The organism is Flagellimonas oceanensis (assembly GCF_003992595.1).
Lineage (GTDB): Bacteria > Bacteroidota > Bacteroidia > Flavobacteriales > Flavobacteriaceae > Flagellimonas > Flagellimonas oceanensis.
In genome coordinates, this window is the sequence record NZ_RZNA01000049.1 from 1 (window position 1) to 21310 (window position 21310).

The window sequence follows — 21310 nt, forward strand, 5'->3', positions numbered from 1 at the left end:
TGGGAGGAGGTCATAATGATAATTTTATGAATTTAGCGATGTCCTAAAAGGGGTAAGGCTACAATATCACATCAACCAAAGATTCCATTTTGCAATATAAATATCTTGACAGTTTATATTTTCAAAAAGGAACTGTGGGATTGGAAGGAATCAGGCAAGCAAGAAACTATACCCCAGAAGATTACATTAATGTAATAAATAGCTATCCGAAATTTTGGAAATCAATTCGAGAAAACACCTTACAAGTAAGCAACGTGGGTGCCGAATTAGAACTTGGTATTGAAAAGCTCAAAGCGATATATCCTGAATTAAAACCTGCTAAAATCTACTTCACAATAGGAGCCTTTCGTACAGGAGGCACAACAATTGATAGTTTGGTTCTTATAGGTTCTGAAATATCATTGGCTGATAGCTCAACAGAGACAAGTGAATTTCCAGAAAACTTTTCCTACTTAAAATCACATTTTGCTACTAACCCCAAAAAACACCTAGTGTTTTTGAATGTTCACGAATATGTCCATACCCAGCAAAACCCAAGAGTTTTCAATATTTTATCATTGACACTATATGAAGGTGTTGCGGAGTTTGTTGCATCAAAAACACTTGATAAAGCATCACCAAATCCTCAAATTGCGTTTGGTAAAGAAAATGCCAAAAGAATACGAGAAGTATATGAAACTGAAATGTTCTATCCCAATAATCTATATAAATGGTTGGACGGAAATGCCCCAAATGAATTTGGAATGAGAGATCTGGGTTACTATGTTGGATATCAAATTTGCGAAAACTATTACAATCAAGCCGACGATAAGTCAAATGCTATTAAGACAATGATTGAGTTGGATTACACTAATGAATCGGAAGTAGAAGAATTCATTAAAAAATCGAATTACTTTTCTGAATCGCTCGACATTTTATATCAAAATTTCGAAAACAAACGACCTTACCTGGTTGGGATAAAGCAGTTTAACAATAAAAGTCAAAATGTGAGTCCCGAAATCAAAGAAATTACGGTAACGTTTTCTGAGCCTTTAAATGGACATAATACAGGTGTGGATTTTGGAGATTTAGGTCAAGACGCTTTTCCAAAAAATGACATTAATGGTAGATATTGGTCAGATGGAAATACCGCTTGGACTATTCCTGTGGAATTAGAGCCGAATAAAGATTATCAAATATTTATAAGCAACAATTTTAGAACTCAAGAGAGTATTCCTTTAAAGCCCTATTTAATTGAATTTAGAACAGGAAATAAATAAAAGCGGTTAATTATTTCAGTTCTTTCGCGAGTTCAGCAAAAGCGCATTACACTGAACAGCAATATTATTGGATGTATTTTATCACTCCCTCCTACCCTGAATAAGTTCTCTACTTTAAAAAAACAATTCGTCCTTGAAAAAGTACGATTCGGAAATAAAAGATTAGGCAACTAATCAAAGAAGTCTAGGTTTGATCAATCAAAAAAAAAAGACATCAAATGAACAAGACTTTTACAGTATTAAAAAAGGTGATTATATCTACTTTTTCTATTTTTTCACTTCTTTCGGTTACGGGTTACATTTACCTCTATGTACTTCCAAAAGGACCTGAAATCACAGCAATCCATAAAATTAATACCGGAACAGACTCTTTTGTTATCCACGCCTATAAAGATAGTAAGAGAAAATCGGTTAAGGTTTGGACGTACAAACCTGAAAGCTGGAATGACAAAGACAAAATAGTTTTCGTCATGCATGGTGGCGGACGAAATGCTGATGACTATCTAAACGCTTGGACTGAATTGGCCAATAAGAACAACCTATTAATAATAGCGCCTGAATTTGAGAATAAGTTTTCAAAATATACAACAAACGACTATCAAGAGGGGAATTTGTTTACCTTTTTTGGAACTAAAAATCCGAAAACAGAATGGGCATACACCGTCGTTGAAAACATATTTGACCACATTAAATCGGTTAATAATATTACAAACGAGCAGTACGATATTTTTGGACATTCAGCTGGCGGACAATTTGTTCATAGAATGGTCATGTTAATGCCGGAATCGAGAATAGGAACAGCTATTGCTGCAAATGCTGGATTCTACAGTTTGCCAAACGAGAACCTTGAATTTCCGTATGGCATCAAAAATACAGAGACGAATCTGCAAGAATCTTACAAGAAAAGATTGGTTGTTCTCTTGGGAGAATTAGATAATGACCCAAGTTTAGGTACTTTTAGAACCACCGATTTGGCAATGGAACAAGGAGCTCATAGATTGGAACGTGGAACCACTTTTTTTAATGCAAACAAGGAGTTGAAGCACAAAAATAATTGGACATATAATTGGGAAATAGACACAATAAAAAATGTTGGTCACGACTATAAAAAAATGTCTGAAAATGCGGTTGAGTGGCTAAAAAACTAACCTTAACATGGTATAACCGCAATGTCGGCGGATTCGACTACGTCAGTGCTTAAATAAAAATTCATAACTTAAAATCCGTAACTGATGGTTGTACAAGAGCGTTACCTGTAATTTATGAAAAATATTCTACTCTTATTGTTAATACTTGTCTGTGCTGATTGTAAATCTCAAGAAACAGAGGGAACAGAAAAAATCAATGTCCTATTTATTGGGAATAGTTTGACCTACTACTATGATATGCCTGAAACCCTGCAAAAAATGATAAACGAGACCAACTCTGGTTTTAACATTGAGCAAAGTACGTTTCCAGGAATATCATTGGATGGGCATTTGAACAGTATAATTGAATTACAAACTGAAAATAGAATTAGTACTCGGAAAAAAGAAGAAGGAGAAAAAACAGAAACGGAAATTAAATTATCCGAAAAGGATTGGGATATAATAGTCCTTCAGGAAGGAACAGTCCGACTTTTAATCCCAGAGGCCAAAGAATACAAGGTGGAAACTGCAATTGCCGAAATAAAGAATCGAATTTCAAATCAAAATTGTAAATTTATTTTATTTAAAACTTGGCCTTCAAAAAAAGAATACCCGAAACAATATTGCTATTCAAAATGGGCAATTAATCATTCATTGGAGAATGATGAGTACTGCTCGCCAGAAATAAAGAATTTAGAACAGGAAATAGAATTAATTAATGAGGCGTATGGTTCAGTAGCGGAAAAATATGGACTCATACTTTCTGACAATGGAAACATAGTGTATGAAATTCTGACCCAATATCCTGACATCAAATTATACGAGGACAATATTCACCCAAACAAATACGGAGCATTTTTAAACGCTTGTATTTTCTATCAAATGCTAACTGACAATAAAGCATCTGACTTGAAATACCATGGAGAAATTGAATCGAAAACAGCGGACATATTGAAGAGGATAGTACAATAAAAGCTAGAGATAAAACTGGCTATAATTCATTGCTCCCTCCTTCCCTGAGCTAAATTCCCTATTTTTAAGAAACCTAATAACAACGGGAATGCTTTCATCCCGCGGCCCTGGCTCGCTGAAAAATCCTGCCGGCAGCCACAACGAAATCATGGCCGATACCATTATATGCAAGCCTATGAAAAATATTCTACTTGTAGTTTTACTTCTATTATTTTGCAGCTGTCTAGAAAAAAAGACAGAAAATAGTACTGAAACCTCAATAGTTAGAGAAAAGAAAACTGAAAGAAAAAATGAGGTTGTAATTAGTATAAATGACACCATAAATTCATTTTTTACCAACCTTTACTTAGATAAAATGCAGCATAAACCTGATATGTTATTTCTAGGAAAGGAAGAAAAAAGAACATCAGTAACCATTCCAACCCAAAACACCATCAAAATTAATGGTGGTGTACCGTGGATTTCATTTTTCTATGAATTATATCTTGAAAAGGGAGATAGTCTTTTAATCGAAATACAAAGAGTAAATGTTAATCAATCTAAACAGATTGAACATCCAATATTTACATTAACAAATAGTGATAGAACTTGGAGTGAAACAAATTTCGGTTTTTTACTTTACAAGGATAATCTCGAAAATAAAGCAATAGTAATCGATGAAAATAAAATTCAAAACAATAAATATGATTCAGAAAAAATATACAGAAATTCAATTAAATTACTGGATAGTCTGAAATCTACTAATAGTATTTCGGATATATTCTACTCAACCAACGCAATTAATCAAAAATTAAAGTTAGCCACCTATAAAGTAAGAAAGGCAAAAAATCAAAACATAGATTTAGACATAGAGAGTTTAGACATAAAACTCAATGAAGAAGAATTTTTTGAAAATAAACAATATGTTAGTTTTTTAAGAGCTTTGATTTCATACAAATATTTTAAGGAAGATAAGCGGGTTAAGAATTCCGTTCTATTCGACTTTGTTGTCGAACAAGAAACATTTTTGAATGAATCTGCAAAAGAGGTTTTATTGGACTCATATCTTAAAAGTATTTTTTTCATTGAAAAATCAAAATTTGACAAATACCTGACAAAGTTTCACTCTATTAATGAAAATGATAAATTTAAAAATAAGTGGAATTCAGTTGTTAATAAACAAAGGGAGAACTCAAAAAAACTAAATACAACTGATAGAACTATCGGAATTTTAACCAATCTTGTCAATGACAATAAATTGACCTTTGAGCAAGTACTTTCAAAGCATAAAGGGAAAATTATTTTAGTGGATTTTTGGGCAAGTTGGTGTGCACCTTGCCGACAAGAAATGCCTTACCTTAAAGATTTAAAACAAAAGTTTAATGAGACGGAAATTAAAATCATCGAAATATCCATAGATAAAGACTATTCGGCCTGGGAAAGAGCATCAAAACTTGAAAAGATATCAAAGGAAGAGGATAGCTATATTATCTCAAATTGGGAAAAGTCTAATCTTTATAAGAATTATAAAATAAAAACTATACCGAGGTATTTACTATTTGGAAAAGATGGAAAGATAATAAATGAAAATGCCCCAAGGCCAAGTGAAAAAGAACTTGTTGATCTAATAATGGCTAGCGTGTAGCACTGACCATAATTCATTTTTCCTACTTCCCTGAGCTAAACTCCCTATTTTTAAGAACATTATAATCAACCACTAACCAATGATAAAATTCTTTAGAAAAATTAGGCGAAGTTTACTTGAAGAGGGCAAGATTGGAAAATACTTCAAATATGCTATCGGAGAAATCATTCTCGTGGTTATTGGAATTTTAATCGCGCTTCAAATCAATAATTGGAATGAAAATCGAAGAGTAAAAACAAGCTCTTTCCCAGACACTTTATAAGGGAAATTTTTTAATTTTGTACCCTAACTACATTTTATGTCTATTACATCTGTAATATCATATTCGGATATTGTAAAATAGATAGTCAATTTTCTTTGACTATCACCATTCTTTACTTCAGGTACTAATCTGAAGCATCTCTACTTATTTCCATTTTACAAATAAACACATCAGTAGTGGACGCTTTTGTATTTGAATTCATTTTTGAATACCGCAAGTGTTTGCACTATTTAAAACACCAGAATATGAAACCAGAACATTTTGGATATAATGACAAAATAGAACAACTAAGAATTCAACATAATCTATTGGGCTTTGAAATCGGAAGAGTTATTTCAGAGCACAAGGAAAGATATATAGTTAAAACTGAAAGAGGCGAATTTGATGCAGAAATCATAGGGAACTTAAGATATACGGCAAATACTCGTGAAGATTTTCCTGCTATTGGGGATTGGGTTGCTATTTCTGAATATGATGACAACAAAGTTCTCATACACTCCATTTTACCCAGAAAAACCATCATTAAAAGACAAGCAGTTGGTAAAAAAGGAGAAAATCAAATCATAGCAACTAATATTGACTTTGCATTGATTGTACAAGCAATCGATAGGGATTTCAACATCAATCGAATCGAAAGGTATCTAACAATTTGCAATGCATCCAATGTAAAGCCAATTATCATTCTGAATAAAATTGACTTGATAAATGATACTGATTTAACCAAATTGATATCCGAAGTTCAAAAAAGAGTGAAGCAAGTACCCATAATTGCTATTAGCAATACGTCCAAAAAAGGGATTGAACGGCTAAAAGAGCATATAGTAAAGGGCAAAACGTATTGTTTGTTGGGCTCGTCAGGAGTTGGAAAATCAAGCCTTCTAAATAATCTTTCAGGAAAACAACTGATGAAAACAAATACCATCAGCACAAGTACAAATAAGGGACGCCACGTTACAAGCCACCGAGAATTGATAGTTGTTGAAAACGGTGGAATTGTAATTGACAATCCCGGAATACGTGAAGTGGGTATCGCAGATTCAGTTGGAGGATTGGAAAAAACGTTTGAAAAAATAGTTGAGCTTTCCAAACACTGTAAGTTCAAGGATTGCACCCATACCATAGAAATTGATTGTGCTGTTTTGAAAGCCGTTGAAAATGAAAAGTTAGATAAATCGTCCTATGAGAATTATCTGAAAATGAACCGAGAAAAGGAACATTTTGAATCAACTGTGGCTGAAAAACGTAAAAAGGACAAAAATTTCGGAAAAATGGTCAAGCAATTTAAAAATTTAAGGAAATCAAATAAATACTAGGCACAACAACATGTTGAAGCGGTGGTGGTCTTGTTCTTTTAACTATATTTAGTTACCCTAAACGGAATCATCACTGCACTTTATTCAACCTTTGACAAATGAAAATAGCTTACAAGAAAAGACAATTGAATGTGAATTTGATCTTAGGGCTTGTTTGGCTCACTTGGTTTTTTATTGGATTTTTTACAAAAGAAGAACCAGGCTGGATTGATTACGGTTGGATTTTGATTTCCTTAATGTACTTAGGCCTCTATTTTTATCAAAAGACCTACAAGTATGTGAGTATAGAAAATGGAATCATAAACGTGAATGGTCCACTCGGAAAAAAACTAAATCTCAATGAGATTAAAAGGATTAAAAAATTTGCAGGGGATTATATTCTGAAAACGGATAAAAATGAACTGACCATCAATACGAAAATAATAGACCCAAATTCACAAACCGAATTGAATGCGGAATTGGAAAAACTGAATGTGGAATGGAATTGAAAACGTTTTATAATACTACATACCCAAACCATAGACTACTGCAAAAGCATTATGCTTAATTTATTCAAACCAAAATGACCAATCAAAAAATCGAACTCAAATATGTCCTTTATGGAATAGTTGCCGTATGCTTTACGTGGATTATTCATGAATTTGCCCATTGGCTCACAAGTGAATCATTAGGGTATGAATCCATCATGAGGATAAATGGGGGCTCTCCGGTAAAAGGAGAGAATCCGTCTGACATGCACAAAGTTTTCATTTCCGCCTCAGGCCCTATAATTACAATACTGCAAGGACTGATCGTCTTCATGGTTTTATGGTCTCAGAATTGGAATAAATACCTTTACCTTTTCTTGTTCACAGCATTCTACATGAGGCTTTTAGCTGGGTTCATGAACTTTATTAATCCGAATGATGAAGGTCGGATTAGTGCATTTTTGGGAATCGGAACTTTTACTTTGCCCATAATGGTGAGCGGACTCCTATATGTGATGGTCTATAAAATCTCAAAAAAACATAGTTTGAATTGGAAGTTTCAACTTTGGACAACCTTGATTGTAATGATCATGAGCTCAATACTGATTTTAATCGACCAATTTTTGGGAATCAGAATACTATAATGGCATGTTATAAAGAGTGACTTGAGAAAATGAGCGATAGCATAAAAATCGATTTTTTGGACCACGTAGCAATTCGTGTCGCGGATATGGAAGTTTCAGCAAAATGGTATGAAGATGTGCTGGGACTCAGAAGATATCAGTTACCGGAATGGGGAGACTTTCCCATCTTTTTATTCTCAGAAAAGTCAGGAATTGCTTTGTTTCCGGCCAATATAAGTGACCCAGAACTACCCCAAGATTCAAAAAATGTAAAAATTGATCATTTCGCATTCAATGTGTCGAAGGATAATTTTAAAAAAGCCAAAAAAAGATATGCCGAATTGAATTTGGAATTTAAAATTCAAGACCATCATTATTTTGATTCGATTTACACAAAGGATCCAGACGGCCATACTGTGGAACTGACTACTATAAAGGTCGACGAAAAGGAATTTTACAAGTAAACGGTCAATCAAGACCGTAATCGATTTTTGAACAAGCCAATCAACAGGTAGCATTTTTTGACGACACCACAGATTGTAATTAGCGTATCGTCTACAGTATTTTGCCTACTTTCACATCATGAAGAAACTTCTATTCCTATCCATATTATGTTTAATTGCCAGTTGTTCTGGAGATAACATAGATAAGGCAGCGCAAATAAATAGATATTACGAAGGGTTCAACAACTCGGATTTCAATCAAATCAAGGGAACTATTGCCGACAGCCTTATTATTACAGAAGGCGATTATGTGATGGAGTTTGACCAACAAAGCTACTACGGTCAATTTAAATGGGACTCCGTTTTTCAGCCTACGTATAAAGTGATTTCAATTGAACATCAAAATAATCAGTTTATAGCCACAGTTGCCGTGGAATCGCTCAGGTTTGAATTTCTACAGAACAATCCATTGACCTGTGAACATAGATTCAGTTTTACCGCAGATAAAATATCAAAGATTGATAATCTGGATTGCAAAGACGCCAATTGGCAGGTTTGGCAACAAGAACGGGATTCACTGGTCAATTGGGTTAAGGAAAACCACTCCGAACTTGATGGTTTTGTACATGATTTGAGCATGAAAGGAGCCCAGAATTACCTTCAGGCCATTGAATTGTACAAAAACAGTCGCTAATACTGATAATTCAGCCTATTCATACCAAAGTGAATTCATTTACAGCTATTTTACAAGGACACCACTACCCTCTCTATATGATTTTAAAACAGATTAAACGCAATACCATTTTTCTCTTCCTATTTTTACATACAACTAAACCAAAGAAGTATGCATAAAAAGCTCTTAATCCTTATCCTGATTGTTCTTTCTTTCCAAACCGATGTCATCGGGCAACAAAATAGCACTTACATAAAAGCAGGGTTACTGTACGATAGTAAAAACAATACCCTTTTAAAGAACAAATTAATTCAGATAAAAGGAACAAAAATCATTTCGATTGATGAGTTCGAATCACTACCTCGTGGCGCATCTGCAATTGACCTGACTGAATATACCGTACTCCCTGGACTCATCGATGCGCATACCCATGTACTTTTTTCTCAGGATGCGGGCAAAGACTTTGCCGAGCACAGCGTGCAATCCTTAACCATGGAGCATGATGGTCTACGCGTACTTCGTGGAGCCAAAAGAGCGGAGAGTTATTTGTACAACGGAATAACCAGCATTAAGGATTTGGGGAATTCTGGGCTTTATCTTGATGTTGCCCTGCGGGATGGCATTAATGAAGGAACCACGACAGGACCACGAATCTTTGCATCGGGACCTATTTTGGCCGCACAAGGAGGACAAATTTATGGGGTTCAACCCGAGCATCAGAAAATTATAGACCTAGAATATCGTAACATAAAAAGTCCTGAAGATGGGAAAAATGCCGTTCGTGAGCATGTAAACCAAAATGTTGATCTCATTAAAATATGTGCCGATAACATCCCGAACAGAACCTACTTGAGTGTTGAAGAGATGAAATCCATTGTGCAAACGGCTCATACTTACAATTTAACCGTAACCGCACATTGCGTTACCAATCAATCAGCTTGGAACGCAATCGAAGCAGGGGTTGATGGGATAGAACATGGTTTTAATTTGGCAGATACCACATTGACAAAAATGGCCGAAAAAGATATCTATCTGGTTCCCACAGAAAATAGTAGGACTTACATGCATATTTTCACTGAACTTGCTGGTTACGAAGCGAATGAATTGGATTGGGTGGATGGCTATGTCAAAAGGAACAACGATAGACTAGCTAGAGCCCGGAAAAACGGGGTACAAATTGTGGCAGGTTCCGATAATTACACAAACATCAACACAACAAGAGGTCAATCATCCAAGGATATGTACCGCTATTATTTCGAAGCGGGGATGCAACCTTTGGACATATTACAATCCAGCACATACATCTCTGCGACCCGACTTAACAAGGAAAACAGGATTGGAGTTATCGCACCCGACGCCTATGCAGACGTCATCGCTGTAAAAGGAGACCTTACCAAAGACTTTATCAAAACCATGGAAAATGTAGTTTTTGTGATGAAAGACGGAGCCATTTATGTCGATACAACCGAGTAAAGCAACTTACCACTACCCCACCTTTGGAAACTCCCAACCGTTATGATATGGCTTGGCCAACAAAGCATCCGCCTCCGAATGGTTGAACTTATGGTTATCCGCATCCCAGAATAATCGTTCCCCTGTTTTATAGGCGATATTCCCTAAATGGCTTACCACGGCCGCATCGTAACCAATTTTGATAGGCGCTTTCAAGATTGACTTATCACGGGTTTTTACGGCTTCCAAGAAATTCTGGGTGTGCAGTCCCAATCCTTGGCCCACACCTTTTTGTAAAGGGACAGTCTCTATTTTAGGCCCTAAATCCTGACTCCAATGTGGACGGTCGTGCTCAGGAATAACTTCCCAACCCCCTCGGTCTAGCACCAAGGTCCCATTGTTTCCAATAAAGGCGACACCATGGTTTCTACCGTAGTTTCCACCATCAATTCCCGTGGCATGTTCCCACAGTATGGAAAAATCGCCAAAGTCGTAGATGGTCTGTAAAGTATCCGGCGTTTCAGCAGCGTCCCCGGGGTAGGCAAATTTACCGCCCATGGCCATTACTGATTTTGGAGTGGAAGCCTTCATTCCAAAAAGAGCATAATCGATTAAATGTACGCCCCAATCTGTCATCAAGCCACCAGCATAGTCCCAGAACCACCTAAAGTTAAAATGAAACCTGTTTTTATTGAAGGGTCTATGTTCCGCTGGTCCCAACCACATATCATAATCCACACCTTCCGGAACGGGGCTGTTGGGAAGCACAGGAACAGACTGCATCCATCCTTGATAGGCCCAAGCCTTAACCAAACGTATCTGTCCCAATTTGCCAGAATGCACATAGTTGATCGCATCCACAAAGTGGGGCTCGCTACGTTGCCACTGCCCAATCTGAACCATTCGGTCACTTCCGTTTACTTTGGCAAGCATCGCATCACTTTCGGCAACTGAATTGGCAATCGGTTTTTCGCAATACACATCTTTGCCTGCATCAATGGCATCCGTAAGTTGTAGGCAATGCCAATGGTCTGGTGTACCGATTATGGCAATGTCAATATCTTTATCCTCCAGCAGTTTTCTATAATCTGAATACCATTTCGGTTTTTTTATGCCTCCTTTTTCCAACTCCGCGGTTTTTTCCCGAAGCACATTTTCATCCACATCGCATAGGGCAACAACATCCACCTCACTGTTCTGCAGCATGGAATTCAAATCCCCATACCCCATACCGTTACATCCAATAAGACCAACATGTATTTTATCGTTGGGGCTGATGGTTTTTCTGATAGAGGCCAATAATTCCGTAGGCAACACCATTGATGCTCCCAATCCGGCTGCTCCCAATCCACTGCGTTTTACAAATTGTCTTCTTGTTCCCATATGATTCTATTTTGGGATAAGATACAAAAAAACGTCCCTTGAAATGTTACTTTCAAGGGACGTCCTATTTTGTATATATGTTTTTTCGCTTACTTCTTCTCGGCGGGAGGTGCGTTTAATTTTTTGCTCATTTCCATGGAGATGGCAGAGCGATCAAACTTTAAACGACCGGCCATAGTCTCAATGACACAAGAGAAATCTTTGTCATTCAATTCAACTATTTTGCCGTGAAGCCCACTTTTAGTGATAATCTTATCACCTTTTTTAAGCTCCGAAGCGAATTTTTTCTCATCCTTCTGACGTTTGATTTGCGGGCGAATCATAAAAAAGTACGCCACGGCGAAAATCAAAATCAGCGGTAAAAACTGTCCTAGGTTTTCCATTTAGGTCTTTTAATTATTTTACAGGACCTGCTGGTGTAGCTCCTGGCGCTTGAACAAATGCCTTGATTCTTACGATTTCAGAACCTTTGGCAGTATTTGCTGTTACAGTAATGGTCTTGGTCACTTGATTTTGACCTGAACCGTTGAATTTAACCAACAATTCTCCAGTGTCCCCTGGTGCGATAGGATCTTTTGGAGGATTTGGCACTGTACATCCACAGCTACTTTTTGCATCGGTAATGATCAAAGGAGCATCACCTGTATTGGTAAAAGTAAAAACAGTTTCTTGTGGAGTCCCTCTTTGAATGGTACCGAAATCGTGCTCAGTTTTTTCAAAGGTCATTACAGGAACCTTTTTGTCAGCCTCATCTCTGCTCACAGCACTTTCTACATTGTCAGCAACTATTTTTTTAGATGCTTTGTCCTTACATGATACGCTGGTTAGGGCAACCACCATGATCAAACTTAAAATTGTTGTTATTCTTTTCATGATTAAAATTTGTTTTCCCAAAATTAAGGAATTATTGTTTATTGCAAACCTCGGCCTATTTTTTGGATCCTTCCGTCCGATTTATACTCCTTTGCCAACTTGTCCAAAACACCATTGATAAAGATGCTGCTCTTGGGGGTGGAGTATTCCTTGGCAATCTCTAAATACTCGTTCAACGTCACTTTTTCTGGAATGGACGAGAAGTTCAATAACTCACAAATGGCCATTTTTAGTATAATAGAGTCGATCTCCGCAATACGATCATTGTCCCAATTCGGCGTTTTGCCCTCTATCTCCTTCTCCCATTTACCATCATTGAGCAAGGTCTTGGTCAAAAGGTCATTGGCAAAGTCCATATCCTGTTGGTCCTTGAGCAAAGAAGGTAAAAAGAAACGGTCTCCAGAATCCGGTTTGGCTTTTTTCAAACGTTTGACCAAAAAGGTATTCACAATAGGGAAATCATCCACCCAAGTCAGTTTATCATCTTCAATGTAATCGTAGATCTTTTCGTTGGGGGCAATGATTTCCTTGAAGAGTTGAATGATCACATTACGGTCATTGGCATAGCTATCCTCATCATTGGACATGTAGTCCTTGTAAATATCACTTGCAACAACGGCCTTGTAAATGATTTTCACATATTCATCATTCAAATACCAATTATCCAACTTTCGATTGGATAATTCATTTTTCAATGCTTCATTGTTGACCAATTGCAGCAACAATCGGTTTTTTACAAATTTTTCTGGATTGGGATACTTGTCCTCTTCGGTGGCCACGTATTTTTTGGAAGCATGGCTCACATGTTTTTCTGCCAAACGATGGAGTTCAGCCAAAAGGCTTAAAATCAAAATGTATAGAACGTACATATTTTCTATACTGACTCGCAGAAACTTTTCCTGCTTTTGCAAAGAATCGTCCTTGGATTGCACCAATGCATAAATGCATTGCATCACTTTTACTCGGATGTGCCTTCTGGTTAACATGTCTAAAGAACTTTTAAAGTCATTGTTTGGCTTTCACACCGCAAAAGTAATCTTATATTTGAATCTTACCTACCAATCTTGCTTTCTTATCAGTTTTATAACATTTACTTTGTGCGGGATGGTATATATTTGCTGGATTGTCGACCATCATAGACACTAAAAAACCACCTTTTTCCCCTTTTTTATGAAGGAACTAAAGCACCTAAATAAATACTTTAAAAAATACTGGCTCAAACTATTTTTAGGGATAATCATTACGATTATTGCCCGTGTTTTTTCCTTGGTAATGCCTTCCTACGTGAACAAATCCATACAAGCGGTGGAGGATTTTACAGCTGATGTGATTTCGCTTTCAGATGCCAAGGGGCTTTTGCTCCAATATATTTTGATTATCATCGGTGCGGCCATTCTTTCAGGTTTGTTCACTTTTTTGATGCGCCAGACCATCATCAATGTATCCCGATACATCGAATACGATCTCAAAAACGAGGTGTTTGACCATTACCAACTCTTAAGCCTCAATTTTTATAAAAAGAACAGAATCGGTGATCTCATGAACCGAATCAGTGAGGACATCAACCAAGTACGATTGTACGGTGGGCCTGCCATTATGTACGGCATACAAACCTTGACGCTTTTTGTGTGTTTGGTGCCATTAATGTTCATAAAGGCCCCTACCCTTGCTGCCTATACTTTATTGCCCCTGCCAATTCTATCCGTTTTGATTTATCAAATCAGTAAAATCATCCATAAAAGGAGCACCAAGGTGCAGGAGTTTTTGTCCACGCTTTCCACCTTTACTCAAGAATCCTTTTCTGGGATATCCGTCATCAAGGCCTATAGCATTGAGCCCCGCATCAATACGGAATTGCGAGGGCTGGCCAACGAAGGAAAAGATACCAGTATGGCTTTGGCCAAAGTAAATGCCTGGTTTTTCCCATTGATGATCTTATTGATCGGAATCAGTAATGTTTTCGTTATCTATATTGGGGGGAAACAATATATCAACGGGGAAATTGAAACCATTGGGATCATAGCGGAATTCATCCTTTATGTGAACATGCTCACTTGGCCCGTGGCTGTTGTGGGTTGGTTGACATCCATTGTGCAACGCGCGGAAGCTTCGCAGAAGCGTATCAATGAGTTTTTAAAGGAAGAGCCTTCCATCCAAAACCTGGTTGAAACCCCTACTCCAATCAAAGGGGATATCGAGTTCAGAAATGTGACTTTTACCTACGAAGACACCAACATTACGGCCTTGAATGATGTTTCGTTCAGCGTAAAAGCGGGACAGACCGTGGCCATTTTGGGAAAAACAGGTTCTGGAAAATCCACGATCTTGGATTTGGTCGCCCGTCTCTATGATACCTCTTCCGGAGAAGTATTGATTGACGGCATACCGGTGCAACATTTGAATTTGAATAGTCTTCGAAGTTCCATTGGTGCTGTCCCTCAGGATGCTTTTCTTTTTTCGGATACGATTGAGAACAACATCCGTTTTGGTAATGAAAATGCTACGCATGATGAGATTGTGGAGGTTGCCAAAAAAGCGGTGGTGCATAAAAATATTGAAGGATTTGCCAAAAAATACGATACGGTCTTGGGCGAGAGGGGCATCACGCTCAGTGGAGGTCAAAAGCAACGGGTTTCCATTGCCCGTGCCCTAATGAAGGACCCAAAAATCTATTTGTTTGATGATTGTCTATCCGCTGTGGATACGGAGACCGAGGAAGAAATCCTCAACAATTTAAAACGCGTTTCCGAAAGCAAGACCACCCTGATTGTGAGCCACAGGGTATCATCTGCCAAAAATGCGGACAAAATCATAGTGTTGGATGGCGGCCGTATCATTCAAGAAGGTACCCACGAAGAATTGAACAATACCGATGGGTATTACAAAGACCTTTATATCAATCAACTTTCAGGTAAAGAATCATAAAAAAGTTGCTGAATTAGCTTTTTTTTTACATTTTTGATGACATAATTCAACATAGTACTAAATACACTATACCAAAATGGGCCAGAAAGATACAATGGATCAGGAAGAGATTTATTCTAAAGTCTTAAGAGCAGGAAGAAGAACCTATTTTTTTGACGTTAGAAGTACCAAGGCCGGAGATTACTACCTAACCATCACTGAAAGTAAAAAGTTTACTCACGACGATGGTTCTTTCCACTACAAAAAGCATAAAATTTATCTGTACAAGGAAGATTTCAGTGCTTTCCGTGAGATTATGGAGGAAATGATGGATTACATTATCGACGAAAAAGGTACCGAAGTCATCTCTGAGCGTCATCAAAAAGATTTTAAAAAGGAAGAAGGCAGTTTTAGTGAAAATGGAAGCGCAACTGACAACAACTTTACCGATGTCAGCTTCGACGATATCTAAAAAATAAATTCCTTTTAATAGTACAACGGCCTGTAATTTTTGCAGGTCGTTTTTTATTTTTATCCTATGGCAGTAACAATCTTAAAATTGAAGAACAATGGCTAGGACACCCAGCAATATGCTTCCCTTGGGCACCAAGGCACCCGATTTTGAACTCGTGGATACCGTTTCCGACAAAACAGTAGCGCTGAGCGATGTAAAAGGTAAAGAAGGGACGGTGGTCATGTTTATTTGCAACCATTGCCCTTTTGTGATCCATGTAAACCCTATGATTGTCAAACTAGCGAAGGAATATCAGGAAAAAGGGATTGCCTTCGTGGCCATTTCCAGCAACGACGTGGAAAACTATCCGCAAGACGCACCACATTTAATGAAGGAAAAAGCCAGTGAAGAAGGCTATACTTTCCCTTACTTGTATGATGAAAGCCAAGAAGTAGCCAAAGCATACGATGCTGCCTGTACACCAGATTTTTATCTTTTTGATGCCGATATGACCTTGGTGTACCGAGGACAACTGGACGATTCACGACCAGGTAACGATGTTCCGTTGACCGGAACCGATCTCAAGGGCGCCATGGATGCCGTTCTAAACAATAAAGATGTTGATGCCGAACAAAAGCCAAGTTTAGGCTGTAACATTAAATGGATAACCACTTAGCAATCCGAGTATGACCACTGCTGTTCTGGATAATGCCCTAACTTTAGAACCCGTCACAAAATCCAATCTGCAACAATATTTGACCGTTGGCTCCAAATCCTATCGCGAACATTACCTGCATTTATGGGAGAAAGAGGATCCAACGCCCTACATTTCGCATGGTTTGACCCAAGAAGTAGTGGAACGCGAACTACAAGACCCCAATGCACTGAACTATTTGATCAATTGGGATAATGAATCCGTAGGGATATTAAAATTGGTAAAGGATTGCGGAATTGATGAAATTTCGGATATAGATGCTTTAAAGGCTGAAAAAATCTATTTGTTGAAGGAGCATTCTGGAAAAGGTATCGGTAAACAACTGCTTCAATTTATTGAAGATACCGCGAGGGCACTCAACAAAAAAGTAGTTTGGCTGGATGCCATGCAAAAAGGAAAACCAGTGCATTTCTATCAAAAAAACGGATTTATCATCAAAAGAGAGAGCGAAGTGGTCCTTCCCCATGTAAAACAAGAAGAAAAGGCCATGTGGATATTGACCAAGCAACTCTAGCCTACCAACCTTTGCGCTTTACCAAATTTTCAATGTGGGCGAAATGATGATTGCTGTGCCACGCATAGCGTCCAATGTTTTCTTCCAATGTGGTTTCCTGGTTGCCATCTGGATGAATGAAGCTCCTTTTTAAATCTTGCTTTGAAAGTCCCCTAATCAAATAAACGAGTTTGGCATGTACTGCACTTAAATGATATAAGGACATAAGAATAGGTGCCGTTCGGGTGTCGAAAAGTTCGGCCCATGCCTTTTCATCATAGGCTTTTATGGTTGGTTTATCTTCTGTTAAGGCCCATTTGAAACGGATGTAGCTATTGTGGTGACTATCGGAAATATGATGAACCAATTGTCGTACCGTCCAGCCATCTGGCCGATATGGGGTTTCCAGTTGCTCCTCGGAAAGAGGCGATACCAAATCACTCAATCGCTGTGGCAATGTTTCCAAAACGGATATCCATTCTTCAAGCTTGGATTCTGTAATGGATTCGGGAATTTCAAATTTTCCAATAGGGTAACGCAGTTGTTCCAACACTTCTTTTTCCATCTTTTAAAAGTAATATTTTGATTGGGATTAAATTCCATCCATAATACTGTATTTTTAATACACTTTTAACTGATTTTAAATGTGATAATCAAATAATCTAGTAATTTTGTAGAGTACTGATTTACAAACCTAAAATTTTAAAAATATATGGCAACTTTAAGACTGGGAGATACTGCTCCGGATTTTACAGCGGTTACTTCAGAAGGAACATTGAACTTTTACGAATACCTTGGCGATAGTTGGGGAATTTTGTTCTCGCACCCGGCGGATTTCACTCCGGTTTGTACTACGGAACTGGGAACAGCAGCCAAGTTCAAGGATGAGTTCGAGAAGAGAAACGTAAAAATGATGGCACTCAGTGTTGATGGTGCAGCATCACATGCGGAATGGATCAAGGATATCAACGAAACACAGAACACAGAGGTTAACTTTCCGATAGTTGCCGATGTGGAAAGAAAGGTATCTGACCTATACGATATGATTCATCCAAATGCGGATAGTACACTTACCGTACGATCGGTTTTTATCATTGACCCAGACAAAAAAATCAAGCTTACCTTGACTTATCCAGCTTCAACTGGACGTAATTTCTATGAATTGTTGCGCGTAATCGATTCTTTGCAATTGACAGCAAACCACAAAGTGGCAACGCCAGCCAACTGGAAAAATGGAGAAAAAGTGGTGGTAAGCCCTGCTATTCCTACAGAAGAAGCCAAAGGAATCTTTACCAAAGGTGTGGAGGAAATCAAGCCATACCTGCGTTTAACGCCTGATCCAACAGCTTAATTTTTTAATTTATAAAGATTTAAGCTTGTTCCCAATAAATTAAACGTACCTTTGGAGTCAATTAATTTTTTTCAATTTATATTATGAGTAAAGGAACAGTAAAATTCTTCAATGACTCCAAAGGTTACGGATTTATCACTGAAGATGGTTCAAACACAGATCACTTTGTACACATTTCTGGTTTAATCGATGAAATTAGAGAAGGTGACGTTGTAGAATTCGAACTACAACAAGGTAAAAAAGGATTAAACGCCGTTAATGTACAAATTGCGGAATAGGTTATAATTAACTTTTTTATAGATAAGCCCGAGCAAATGCTCGGGCTTTTTTTTATTCCTACACGCAACCAATCCATTTTTTGCTATCTAAGTAATAAACACAGTCCCCCATAAACCATTAAACCAATATAAATGAACACCTTTTTCGGAGTACTTTCGTTCCTTTTGATTGTTAATGCCCTATTGTTGGTGTGGAGTGTAAACGGTTCCAAAAAATGAATCAAACAATCAACTGAACAATAGGTAGGGTTTTTAATCGTTGGATTGTTATGTGATAAACACGTACAGCCATGACCACTTTTTTCAGTATTTTAATTTTTTTGCTCGTTCTAAATCTCTTTTTACTATTGTTGAGTGTGAACAGGGCCAAATAAAAAAGCTCCCATTGCTGGAAGCTTTTCTCTTTTATAATGGATGGATTTCTTACTTTACATTCATCAATTCCACATCAAAAATCAATGTCGCGTTTGGAGGAATAACCCCACCAGCTCCAGTGCTTCCGTAGGCCAAGTGCGAAGGGATAACAAATCGTGCCTTGTCCCCTACCTGCAATAAGCCTATACCTTCGTCCCAACCAGGAATAACCTGTCCTATACCCAAAACAAAATCAATGGGTTGGTTTCTTTTGTAAGAAGAATCAAAGATTTGACCGTTGGCCAAAGAACCTTCATAGTGAACAGAAACGGTTTTGCCTTTTTCCGCTTTTGTACCATTGCCTTTCTGAATCATCTTATAGCGTAATCCACTATCTGTTTTATCAAAACCAGCAGCTAATTTTTCCAGTTCGGCTTCAGCTCTTTCTTTTTGCTCTGCAATACGCCTTTCGCGTTCCCCTTCAAATACTCTAAAGGCTTCAATGGCGTTCCATTTTTTGGCCTCATCCCCTACTCGAACAATTTCCAAGGTTTCAATAGTATCGCCTTGTGCAATGGCATCCACAACATCTTGACCTTCTTCCACACGACCAAATACGGTATGCTTGTTGTCCAACCAAGGTGTAGCCACATGGGTAATGAAAAATTGACTTCCATTGGTTCCAGGGCCGGCATTTGCCATGGACAACACTCCAGGCCCATCATGTACCAAGTCAGGGTGGAATTCATCATCGAATTTATACCCAGGGTCTCCTGTTCCAGTTCCTGTTGGGCATCCACCTTGAACCATAAAATCGGCAATTACCCTGTGGAATTTTAACCCATCATAATATGGTTTCCCTTGTGGTTTTACACTGTTCTCCATATTTCCTTCGGCCAGTGCAACAAAGTTGCCCACCGTGCCAGGTGTTTTATCATGAGTAAGTTTTACCAGTATTTCCCCTTTGGAGGTGTTGAACTTTGCGTAGATTCCGTCTTGCATTGTATTTGATTAATAGATTATTCGAAACTTAATTCTCTTTTTTTCAAGGATGCAAAGATACATTTTTAAGAGCTATTCTTTTAGGGTTGAAAGGATTTCCATAGGCTTCTATTTAATACTCAACTACCCCTAACATCAATTGAATCAGTATTTTATGTGATTATTGATGCTTTTTGATTAATTTCTGCGAAAATTCAGTTTCAATAGATGCTGATTTATCAGTATTAAAACAAGAAGACATGAAAAAAACACTGACCCTCCTTTTTTCAATTTTTATGCTTTCCTTCGTTTTTGCACAAAAAGACAGTCAGAGAGTAATCTCCACTATAGACTCCACCCAGAGCCCCGAATTGGTATTGATTCAAGAATTTACGGTGAAAGCCCCCTTGGATAAGGTTTGGAGTGCCTACACCACCAAAGAAGGCTGGGAAAATTGGGCCGTTCCCTTGGCCGAAGTGGATTTCAAAGTTGGGGGAACCATTAAAACCAATTATAACAAGGACGGAGCCATCGGGGATAATACCACCATCACAACCCACATTATCAATTACGTACCTGAAAAATTGATTACGCTACAAGCGGAAATAACGGATAATTTCCCTGATTTCATGAAGAAAGAAGCTGAAGACTTCTATAACGTTATCTATTTTAATGAATTGGAAGATGGTAACACCCAAGTGGAATCCTTCGGAATTGGTTACAAAAACACACCAAAGTATTTGGAACTGATAAATTATTTTATCCCAGCAAACGAACAAACGTTAATGAGCTTGATGAATTACTTGGAGAATGAGTAGTCATAAATTTTCATGTTAGAGAAAAGTAGCTATAAAATGGAACATTCAATATACCATGATTTGGAAGTCCGCGGGACCATTGAAAATACTTTCAAAGCCATTACACAACCCGAGCACCTAATCAATTGGTGGCCACAAAAATGCAAAGGAACCCTTGAAGAAAACCAAGAGTACAATTTCTTTTTCACGCCAGAATATGATTGGTACGGAAAAGTGGTCAAAATAGAGAAAAACAAATCTTTCCATATCAAAATGACCAAATCCGACCCTGATTGGGACCCGACCTCCTTTGGGTTTGACTTGGAAGAAAGCAATAACGGAACAGTGCAATTAAAATTTTGGCACGTAGGCTGGCCCGAATGTAACCATCATTTCAGAAGATCTTCTTTTTGCTGGGCCATATTGTTAAAGGGACTGAAAGATTACGTGGAACATGGAAAAGTAGTGCCTTTTGAAGAAAGGGAATAACAGTATTTTTGTTTTTTACAAAT

The 21310-nt window shown here is 37.7% G+C and carries 24 protein-coding genes and 1 pseudogene; 19 read left to right on the forward strand and 6 right to left on the reverse strand.

Features of this window, described 5'->3' with window-relative positions:
* Positions 1-89: 89 nt before the first annotated feature.
* The 11 genes and pseudogenes from EO132_RS15835 to EO132_RS15885 all read left to right on the forward strand — a co-directional run bounded on the left by EO132_RS15835 (position 90) and on the right by EO132_RS15885 (position 10236).
* Positions 90-1259, forward strand: a complete 1170-nt coding sequence (locus tag EO132_RS15835; protein ID WP_470299671.1) for a gliding motility protein GldB-related protein — start codon at positions 90-92, stop codon at positions 1257-1259.
* Between the two features lie 218 nt (positions 1260-1477).
* Positions 1478-2407: an alpha/beta hydrolase family protein gene (locus EO132_RS15840; protein ID WP_127138793.1), complete on the forward strand. Its 930-nt coding sequence runs from the start codon at positions 1478-1480 to the stop codon at positions 2405-2407.
* A 114-nt stretch (positions 2408-2521) separates the two neighbouring features.
* Positions 2522-3358, forward strand: coding sequence for an SGNH/GDSL hydrolase family protein (locus tag EO132_RS15845; protein ID WP_127138794.1), 837 nt, complete (start codon positions 2522-2524; stop codon positions 3356-3358).
* A 148-nt stretch (positions 3359-3506) separates the two neighbouring features.
* The gene (locus EO132_RS15850) at positions 3507-4982 is read left to right on the forward strand and encodes a TlpA family protein disulfide reductase (protein WP_164732364.1); all 1476 of its coding nucleotides are present in this window, start codon (positions 3507-3509) and stop codon (positions 4980-4982) included.
* Positions 4983-5061: 79 nt separating this feature from the next.
* Positions 5062-5214 (forward strand): annotated as a pseudogene (locus EO132_RS19610) (DUF6090 family protein); the annotation flags it as partial.
* Between the two features lie 275 nt (positions 5215-5489).
* Positions 5490-6557 carry a ribosome small subunit-dependent GTPase A gene (gene rsgA, locus EO132_RS15860; RefSeq protein ID WP_127138797.1) on the forward strand — a complete coding sequence of 356 codons (1068 nt, stop codon included), beginning with the start codon at positions 5490-5492 and terminating at the stop codon, positions 6555-6557.
* A 98-nt stretch (positions 6558-6655) separates the two neighbouring features.
* Entirely contained in the window at positions 6656-7045 is a 390-nt protein-coding gene (locus EO132_RS15865; RefSeq protein WP_127138798.1) for a hypothetical protein, read from the forward strand.
* Positions 7046-7119: 74 nt separating this feature from the next.
* A complete protein-coding gene (locus tag EO132_RS15870) occupies positions 7120-7668 on the forward strand; it encodes a hypothetical protein (protein ID WP_127138799.1) in 549 nt (182 codons plus the stop codon).
* Positions 7669-7697: 29 nt separating this feature from the next.
* On the forward strand, positions 7698-8111 hold the full coding sequence (locus EO132_RS15875; RefSeq protein ID WP_127138800.1) for a VOC family protein: 414 nt from the start codon (positions 7698-7700) through the stop codon (positions 8109-8111).
* Between the two features lie 118 nt (positions 8112-8229).
* The gene (locus tag EO132_RS15880) at positions 8230-8784 is read left to right on the forward strand and encodes a hypothetical protein (RefSeq protein WP_127138801.1); all 555 of its coding nucleotides are present in this window, start codon (positions 8230-8232) and stop codon (positions 8782-8784) included.
* Between the two features lie 150 nt (positions 8785-8934).
* On the forward strand, positions 8935-10236 hold the full coding sequence (locus EO132_RS15885; protein ID WP_127138802.1) for an amidohydrolase family protein: 1302 nt from the start codon (positions 8935-8937) through the stop codon (positions 10234-10236).
* 12 nt (positions 10237-10248) lie between these two features.
* Here EO132_RS15885 and EO132_RS15890 read toward each other — a convergent pair whose 3' ends face one another.
* The 4 genes from EO132_RS15890 to nusB form a co-directional block, all read right to left on the reverse strand.
* Positions 10249-11598, reverse strand: coding sequence for a Gfo/Idh/MocA family protein (locus EO132_RS15890; RefSeq protein WP_127138803.1), 1350 nt, complete (start codon positions 11596-11598; stop codon positions 10249-10251).
* An 89-nt stretch (positions 11599-11687) separates the two neighbouring features.
* A complete protein-coding gene (gene yajC, locus EO132_RS15895) occupies positions 11688-11981 on the reverse strand; it encodes a preprotein translocase subunit YajC (protein WP_127138804.1) in 294 nt (97 codons plus the stop codon).
* Between the two features lie 13 nt (positions 11982-11994).
* Entirely contained in the window at positions 11995-12471 is a 477-nt protein-coding gene (locus EO132_RS15900) for a DUF1573 domain-containing protein (protein ID WP_127138805.1), read from the reverse strand.
* A 38-nt stretch (positions 12472-12509) separates the two neighbouring features.
* Positions 12510-13457, reverse strand: a complete 948-nt coding sequence (gene nusB, locus EO132_RS15905) for a transcription antitermination factor NusB (protein WP_127138806.1) — start codon at positions 13455-13457, stop codon at positions 12510-12512.
* Positions 13458-13641: 184 nt separating this feature from the next.
* Here nusB and EO132_RS15910 point away from each other — a divergent pair, with 184 nt between their 5' ends.
* The 4 genes from EO132_RS15910 to EO132_RS15925 all read left to right on the forward strand — a co-directional run bounded on the left by EO132_RS15910 (position 13642) and on the right by EO132_RS15925 (position 17058).
* On the forward strand, positions 13642-15396 hold the full coding sequence (locus EO132_RS15910) for an ABC transporter ATP-binding protein (RefSeq protein WP_127138807.1): 1755 nt from the start codon (positions 13642-13644) through the stop codon (positions 15394-15396).
* A gap of 76 nt (positions 15397-15472) precedes the next feature.
* On the forward strand, positions 15473-15847 hold the full coding sequence (locus tag EO132_RS15915) for a PUR family DNA/RNA-binding protein (RefSeq protein WP_127138808.1): 375 nt from the start codon (positions 15473-15475) through the stop codon (positions 15845-15847).
* A gap of 97 nt (positions 15848-15944) precedes the next feature.
* The gene (locus EO132_RS15920; RefSeq protein WP_127138809.1) at positions 15945-16505 is read left to right on the forward strand and encodes a thioredoxin family protein; all 561 of its coding nucleotides are present in this window, start codon (positions 15945-15947) and stop codon (positions 16503-16505) included.
* Positions 16506-16515: 10 nt separating this feature from the next.
* A complete protein-coding gene (locus EO132_RS15925; protein ID WP_127138810.1) occupies positions 16516-17058 on the forward strand; it encodes a GNAT family N-acetyltransferase in 543 nt (180 codons plus the stop codon).
* Position 17059: 1 nt separating this feature from the next.
* Here EO132_RS15925 and EO132_RS15930 read toward each other — a convergent pair whose 3' ends face one another.
* A complete protein-coding gene (locus tag EO132_RS15930) occupies positions 17060-17602 on the reverse strand; it encodes a YfiT family bacillithiol transferase (RefSeq protein WP_127138811.1) in 543 nt (180 codons plus the stop codon).
* A gap of 147 nt (positions 17603-17749) precedes the next feature.
* Here EO132_RS15930 and EO132_RS15935 point away from each other — a divergent pair, with 147 nt between their 5' ends.
* Together EO132_RS15935 and EO132_RS15940 are read left to right on the forward strand one after the other, a co-directional pair.
* Entirely contained in the window at positions 17750-18388 is a 639-nt protein-coding gene (locus EO132_RS15935) for a peroxiredoxin (RefSeq protein ID WP_127138812.1), read from the forward strand.
* Between the two features lie 83 nt (positions 18389-18471).
* Positions 18472-18666 (forward strand): cold-shock protein, encoded by a 195-nt coding sequence (locus tag EO132_RS15940; RefSeq protein WP_108246532.1) that lies wholly within the window; start codon positions 18472-18474, stop codon positions 18664-18666.
* 423 nt (positions 18667-19089) lie between these two features.
* On the opposite strand, the gene EO132_RS15945 is transcribed toward EO132_RS15940, so the two are convergent.
* The gene (locus EO132_RS15945; RefSeq protein ID WP_127138813.1) at positions 19090-20022 is read right to left on the reverse strand and encodes a peptidylprolyl isomerase; all 933 of its coding nucleotides are present in this window, start codon (positions 20020-20022) and stop codon (positions 19090-19092) included.
* Between the two features lie 239 nt (positions 20023-20261).
* Between EO132_RS15945 and EO132_RS15950 the strand changes: the two genes are divergently transcribed.
* Both EO132_RS15950 and EO132_RS15955 read left to right on the forward strand, forming a co-directional pair.
* Complete coding sequence (locus tag EO132_RS15950) at positions 20262-20819, forward strand: SRPBCC family protein (RefSeq protein ID WP_127138814.1); 558 nt, start codon at positions 20262-20264, stop codon at positions 20817-20819.
* Between the two features lie 36 nt (positions 20820-20855).
* The gene (locus tag EO132_RS15955) at positions 20856-21287 is read left to right on the forward strand and encodes an SRPBCC family protein (RefSeq protein WP_127138815.1); all 432 of its coding nucleotides are present in this window, start codon (positions 20856-20858) and stop codon (positions 21285-21287) included.
* Positions 21288-21310 lie beyond the last annotated feature (23 nt).

What these genes read in the sequence shown, in the direction of transcription:
- EO132_RS15840 (WP_127138793.1), top strand. Translation starts at nt 1,478, where the DNA reads ATGAACAAGACTTTTACAGTATTAAAAAAGGTGATTATATCTACTTTT.
- EO132_RS15845 (WP_127138794.1), top strand. Translation starts at nt 2,522, where the DNA reads ATGAAAAATATTCTACTCTTATTGTTAATACTTGTCTGTGCTGATTGT.
- EO132_RS15850 (WP_164732364.1), top strand. Translation starts at nt 3,507, where the DNA reads ATGGCCGATACCATTATATGCAAGCCTATGAAAAATATTCTACTTGTA.
- rsgA (WP_127138797.1), top strand. Translation starts at nt 5,490, where the DNA reads ATGAAACCAGAACATTTTGGATATAATGACAAAATAGAACAACTAAGA.
- EO132_RS15865 (WP_127138798.1), top strand. Translation starts at nt 6,656, where the DNA reads ATGAAAATAGCTTACAAGAAAAGACAATTGAATGTGAATTTGATCTTA.
- EO132_RS15870 (WP_127138799.1), top strand. Translation starts at nt 7,120, where the DNA reads ATGACCAATCAAAAAATCGAACTCAAATATGTCCTTTATGGAATAGTT.
- EO132_RS15875 (WP_127138800.1), top strand. Translation starts at nt 7,698, where the DNA reads ATGAGCGATAGCATAAAAATCGATTTTTTGGACCACGTAGCAATTCGT.
- EO132_RS15880 (WP_127138801.1), top strand. Translation starts at nt 8,230, where the DNA reads ATGAAGAAACTTCTATTCCTATCCATATTATGTTTAATTGCCAGTTGT.
- EO132_RS15885 (WP_127138802.1), top strand. Translation starts at nt 8,935, where the DNA reads ATGCATAAAAAGCTCTTAATCCTTATCCTGATTGTTCTTTCTTTCCAA.
- EO132_RS15890 (WP_127138803.1), bottom strand. Translation starts at nt 11,598, where the DNA reads ATGGGAACAAGAAGACAATTTGTAAAACGCAGTGGATTGGGAGCAGCC.
- yajC (WP_127138804.1), bottom strand. Translation starts at nt 11,981, where the DNA reads ATGGAAAACCTAGGACAGTTTTTACCGCTGATTTTGATTTTCGCCGTG.
- EO132_RS15900 (WP_127138805.1), bottom strand. Translation starts at nt 12,471, where the DNA reads ATGAAAAGAATAACAACAATTTTAAGTTTGATCATGGTGGTTGCCCTA.
- nusB (WP_127138806.1), bottom strand. Translation starts at nt 13,457, where the DNA reads ATGTTAACCAGAAGGCACATCCGAGTAAAAGTGATGCAATGCATTTAT.
- EO132_RS15910 (WP_127138807.1), top strand. Translation starts at nt 13,642, where the DNA reads ATGAAGGAACTAAAGCACCTAAATAAATACTTTAAAAAATACTGGCTC.
- EO132_RS15915 (WP_127138808.1), top strand. Translation starts at nt 15,473, where the DNA reads ATGGGCCAGAAAGATACAATGGATCAGGAAGAGATTTATTCTAAAGTC.
- EO132_RS15920 (WP_127138809.1), top strand. Translation starts at nt 15,945, where the DNA reads ATGGCTAGGACACCCAGCAATATGCTTCCCTTGGGCACCAAGGCACCC.
- EO132_RS15925 (WP_127138810.1), top strand. Translation starts at nt 16,516, where the DNA reads ATGACCACTGCTGTTCTGGATAATGCCCTAACTTTAGAACCCGTCACA.
- EO132_RS15930 (WP_127138811.1), bottom strand. Translation starts at nt 17,602, where the DNA reads ATGGAAAAAGAAGTGTTGGAACAACTGCGTTACCCTATTGGAAAATTT.
- EO132_RS15935 (WP_127138812.1), top strand. Translation starts at nt 17,750, where the DNA reads ATGGCAACTTTAAGACTGGGAGATACTGCTCCGGATTTTACAGCGGTT.
- EO132_RS15940 (WP_108246532.1), top strand. Translation starts at nt 18,472, where the DNA reads ATGAGTAAAGGAACAGTAAAATTCTTCAATGACTCCAAAGGTTACGGA.
- EO132_RS15945 (WP_127138813.1), bottom strand. Translation starts at nt 20,022, where the DNA reads ATGCAAGACGGAATCTACGCAAAGTTCAACACCTCCAAAGGGGAAATA.
- EO132_RS15950 (WP_127138814.1), top strand. Translation starts at nt 20,262, where the DNA reads ATGAAAAAAACACTGACCCTCCTTTTTTCAATTTTTATGCTTTCCTTC.
- EO132_RS15955 (WP_127138815.1), top strand. Translation starts at nt 20,856, where the DNA reads ATGGAACATTCAATATACCATGATTTGGAAGTCCGCGGGACCATTGAA.